Source organism: Streptomyces chiangmaiensis (assembly GCF_036281785.1).
GTDB classification, from domain to species: domain Bacteria; phylum Actinomycetota; class Actinomycetes; order Streptomycetales; family Streptomycetaceae; genus Streptomyces; species Streptomyces chiangmaiensis.
The window spans coordinates 1-4,905 of record NZ_JAYWVC010000360.1; the positions used below are offsets into that span (position 1 = coordinate 1).

A 4,905-nucleotide genomic window follows, 5' to 3' on the forward strand; every position below is an offset into this window, starting at 1 on the left:
GACGAGAGGCTCCTCGCGAAGGCGAGGAGCCTCTTCTCGTCCTCCGACGGACGTGCCGGCAGGTCTTACGACGGCCGGCGGAAGAGCAGCTCCTCCCGCCCGCGGGCCGGGAAATCGGCCACGAGCCCGGCCACGTCCTCCTCGGTGAGCCTCCGGTAGGCGGACTGCCCCGGTGGCATCCACCACACCGGATCCGCGCAGCGGAAACCCTCCCCTCGTAGCCCCACCCGGTGGATCTTGTTGGTGGCGGTGACCGGCAGGCCCGCCACGACCCGTACGAAGCGGGGCGCCATCTTCGTCCCCAGATCGGGCTGAGCGGCGAGAAAAGCGGCGAAGCCATCCGGATCGAAGAACCCTTCGCTGCCGAGCGCCATCGCCGCCATCACCTGGTCCCCCGCCACCGGATCCGGCACCGCGTACACCGCCACCGCGACGGCGCCCTCGTACCGGGCGAGGATTGCCGAAGCCCAGCCGCAGGGGGTTGTCCCGGTCGTCGGGCCGCTCCTCCGTCGCCAGGACGTAACTCACGGCACGTCTGACATAGGTGAAGTACGTCGCCCCGTAGGCGCGAACATCGTCCAGGAACCCCGAGGCCGAGAAGCGCCGCCTGAGCGCGATCGCGGCACCCGAGACCAGTGCGGGGGCCCAGTCGGCGACGACCGCGTTGCCGTGGAACATCGGCATGCAGATGTAGTGGACGTCGTCGGCACCCAGCCCGAAGTGGCGGACCAGGGACCGGCCGGCCGCCGCAAGCCGTCCCTGGGTGCAGATCGCGGCCTTGGGCGCGCCCGTGGAACCGGAGGTGAAATACAGCAGGAGGCGGTCGGCCGGGGTGGCCCACGAGTCCTCCGGCTCGGCCCCCTGGTATCCGGCGACGAGGTCCGCGCAGGCGTCCGTGTCGGTCACCAGCAGCCGGACTCCCGGGAGGTCGAGCCCGTCCAGCAAAGGGAGGAGGGCGCGCTCGGTGACCAGGACGCGGCACTCGGTGTGCAGGATGTCTCGGGCCAGCTCCGCCCCGCGGCGAGTGGGGTTGATCCCGGCGACGGCCGCACCCGCGAGGGCCGCCGCGCTCAGCCACAACGGATACTCGGGCGTGTTGTCCAGCAGCACCCCGAGGTGCGGCTCGGCGCACGGCGGGAGCAGATCGGCGAACAGCGCCGCCCGGGCCGCCGCGCCCGCCGCCACCTCGTGCCGGGTGAGCGCCCGACCCTCGAACCACAGCCCCGTCCGGTGGTCCCCCCACCCCTGCCGTACCAGCTCCGCGACGGTACCCCTCGTGGCCTCCATGGGGGCGCAGAATAACTGACACACCGTCAGATGGCGAGACCCGGAACCCGCCGGACGCACGGCCGCTCATGACGAGACCGGGCACCCCATAGAAGGAGCGGTCCATGACTCCACCGAGTTCGGTACGACTCCACGCACGCCGTCATGCTCATGCCGACGTGCGTGGAGCGTAAGCCGCCCGGGGTGCCGGTGCGCCTCAAGGAGAGGTCAGCAGCCGAGCCCCCGGGACGGAACACCGGTCAGAACGTGACATCCGCACACGAGTAGAACGCGTTGGCCGTGTCCGCGATCGTCCACACCCCGAGGATGATGTGGTGCCCGCTCAGCCCGGTCGGCAGGGTGCCGGCGTGGCTGAGAGTGGACGGCGGACGCTGACCGTTGTACGGGACCGTCAGGAACGGGGTGGTGTTGAGATCGGCCCGGGTCAGGGCGTGGTTCTGGTTCCAGCCCTGCCTGGTGACGTAGTACTTGAAGTCGGTCGTCGCATGCGAGGCGGTGAACTGCCAGCGGAAGGTGTAGCCCTGCCCGCCCGTCACCCTGGTCGTCGGCCAGGCGGTGCCCGAGGGCGTCCGGGGCTGGTCGAGCGCGCCGAAGTTGGTGTGGTTGGCCGAACAGATCTGTCCGTCGCCGGGGCCCGCGGCCGGGAAGCCCTTGGGGCCCTCGACGCTCTGCGGCTCCCATTGGATGTCGCCGCAGCCGGAGACGATGCCGCCGTTCGCGGCGCACATCTTCTGCCGGCTGAGGGGCTGGTCGGTGTATCCGTGGGCGCTGGCACCGCCCGTGGAGAGCACGAACGTGCCCGCGGTGGCGAGGCCGAGCACGGCCGCGTACCACTTCGCCTTCCTGGTCGTACGGATGCGCATGCTGCCGCTCCTGGAGGATGTGGGGGGTTCCGTGAGCCGTGCGCGCAGTGTTCCGGTCTAGACCAAGTCCCATATTATTGCCGAGAGTTGAGCATGTCCATACCAATTCAACTCGCTTTCACGTCCCGTCGCCGGTGCGCCCCGTGTAGAACGCGACCGTCAGGTCCTTCACCAGGGCCTTGCGCTCGTAGTCGTCGAGTTCGACCAGGCCCCGAGTGGTCAGCCGGATCACCGTGTCCTCCACCGAGTCGACGAGCGAACTGAGCACCGTGTCGCGGTGCTCGACGTCGAGCGCGGCGATACGGCGGCGCTGCATCCGCGCCGCGACCTCGGGGGCGTACTCGATCCGGGTCGGCTGCACCGCGAACACCTCCAGGCCGACCGGCTCCGCCTCCCCGGCCACCAGCCTGGTCAGCGCGTCACCGACCGCCTCGACATTGCGCAGACTCACCACGGCCGTCGTCCCGGGCAGATCGGCCGGCACCTGGGGCAGCACGCGCGCCAGCGCGGACTCGACGCATTCGCGCAGATAGGTCTCGTGGTCGTCGATGCCGAGCACGGCGCGCGCGGTGTCGTTGACCCGCCAGGTCACCAGCACGACCACCTTCAGCACGAGCCCGTTGGCGTCGACCGCGGCCATCGGCTCACTGCGCCAGTGCCGCAGCCGCACGTCGGCCCGTCGGCGCAGCACCAGCGGGTTGACCCACATCAGGCCGGTGCGGCGGGTCGTACCCCGGTAGCGCCCGAACACACTGAGCACCCAGGCACCCCCGGTCTGCCCGCGCATGAGTCCGCCGAAGCCGAGGAAGAAGAGCACACCCGCACCGATGTACGCCGCCACCTGCGGGCGCCCCAGACCCACCGAATCCGACGCGGGGAGCTCCAGCAGGCGCAGGGCGGCCGGTGACACGAAGCCCGCCCACCACGAGACGACCCCGCAGCCGACCGCGCCACTGAGCCCCACCAGCACGCCCAGCATCCCGGGCAGCACCCATGCGGGCCGCTCGACGAGCTGAGGGTCGACGTCCGGCGGCTGGCGGCGCGGCGGGGCCTGCGGACGCACCCGCGGCTGTTCTCCGGTGCCGAGCCGCCGTCCCACCACGGCCGGCGAGACGGGCGGCGCGCCGGAGTCGGAGTCCTCGCGGAACAGCAGATGGACGGGAATCTCGGTGGTCGACTCGCTCTGGATGAGCCGCGCGGGCGGGGTGCCGACCTCCTCCGGCGCCCCCTCGGGCTCCGGGTTCTGCGATGTCTTCGTGTTCATACGTGCCTCCATGCCTCCGCGCCGGCAATCGTCGTGCACGGTGCGTCGGGATACGGACCGGGAGAGGGAACGGAACTGCAGGAGAGGGGTCAGGAGAACAGGCGCCGCCAGGTCTCCGGCCCGGGGAAGCCGTCGGCCGCACCACCGCGCCAGCCCTGGGCACGCTGGAACGCCTCGACGCTGCGCCGGTCCAACTCGCCCCAGCGCGGCCCGGGACCTTCGGTGTAGTGCTTGCCGAACCCCTTTTCGATCAGCCGGCGACCCAGCCGGGTGATGTACGGGTTGTCCGCGCCCGGCCGGAACATGCCCGGGCCCGGATAGTCGGGCACGCCGCCCGGGGAGACGGACCGCGATCCGGCGGCCACGGCGGACGCACCGGCCGCGGACGCGACCGCGCCCTCCTGCTGTCCCAGGGACCAGGCCGAAGGACCGGGCAGCGCGACCGCGCCCGAACCGGCCACAGCGCCGCCCGAGTAGCCGGGGGGCACGCCCGGGACACCGGCGCTCGCCGGCGGCTGCTCGTCCGTGCCCTCGGCGGCCTTGCTCTCGGTCAGGTTCTTGTAGCGGTAGGGCACATAGCGACTGGAATTGGTCCAGTACGCATACGGAGTGGCCAGCTTCCGGGCCCTCGGCGGGGTCTCCTCGTAGGCGGTGTACTTCTTGTGCGTGTAGTCCGTCCAGCCGCCGAAGATGACGACATGGGAGCCGCGCTCCGGGTTGGCCGCGTTGTGGAAGAGCAGGATGTCGCCGGGCTGCATCTCCTCCTTGGAAATGCGGACGCCGAACTTGTCCAGGCTGCCCGTCCATTCGTTGCTGCCGAGGTTCCAGGCCATCGAGACGAATCCCGAGCAGTCCTGCCGGTAACCGTCCGACCAGTAGTCGTCCATGCTGTACGGGACCTTGGCCGCGACCCACACCTTGGCCCGGTTGATGATCTGGGCGCGAGTCGCCGCGGGCGCCAGGGCAGGGGCCGACACCCCACCGCTGCCGTGCAGCGGCGCCGTCCGGCCCTGCGGCGTGTCCGGCGGCTGGTCGCCCGTGGGGACACCCGGGCGGAGCGGAACCTGGGCCGCCGCGGCCACGGGCATCGCCTGGCCCGCGGCCAGCGTCGCGCCGGCGACGGCGGCCAACGCGACGGCCTTGCGGACCGTCAGACAGCCGGTCCGCCTGGAGCGGGAGGAGACGGAGACGGCGCGGCGCCCGTGGACGCAGCCCGCGCACGCGCAGCCGGTCCTGGGTTCGAATTCCTCGAACACCGGAGTCTCCATGCGATGCCCTTCACACTCCCTGTTCACATCCGGGATGATATGTCCTGTTTTCTGCATGTACGTCACTTTCCCCAACTGTGTACCTGAATCGTGGGGTGACGGCCCGAATGATGTACGCGTGCCGTTCCTCCGGGGGTACGGGGCGCCGCCGGACGGGCGCGGCCACGCGGCATCCGCGGCCGGAACACCCCTCGGTGTCGGATAGAGTTCTCCGGGTCGGCAG

At 71.1% G+C, this 4,905-nt stretch carries 3 protein-coding genes and 1 pseudogene; all 4 read right to left on the reverse strand.

The features are described 5' to 3' along the window. Positions 1-65: 65 nt before the first annotated feature. The 4 genes and pseudogenes from VXC91_RS42385 to VXC91_RS42400 all read right to left on the reverse strand — a co-directional run bounded on the left by VXC91_RS42385 (position 66) and on the right by VXC91_RS42400 (position 4,682). A pseudogene (locus tag VXC91_RS42385) lies at positions 66-1,287 on the reverse strand (AMP-binding protein). 239 nt (positions 1,288-1,526) lie between these two features. After that, complete coding sequence (locus VXC91_RS42390) at positions 1,527-2,150, reverse strand: lytic polysaccharide monooxygenase auxiliary activity family 9 protein (protein WP_329512686.1); 624 nt, start codon at positions 2,148-2,150, stop codon at positions 1,527-1,529. 118 nt (positions 2,151-2,268) lie between these two features. Beyond that, positions 2,269-3,414 carry an SPFH domain-containing protein gene (locus VXC91_RS42395; RefSeq protein ID WP_329512687.1) on the reverse strand — a complete coding sequence of 382 codons (1,146 nt, stop codon included), beginning with the start codon at positions 3,412-3,414 and terminating at the stop codon, positions 2,269-2,271. Between the two features lie 89 nt (positions 3,415-3,503). After that, entirely contained in the window at positions 3,504-4,682 is a 1,179-nt protein-coding gene (locus tag VXC91_RS42400) for a peptidoglycan-binding protein (protein WP_329512688.1), read from the reverse strand. Between the last annotated feature and the right edge of the window lie 223 nt (positions 4,683-4,905).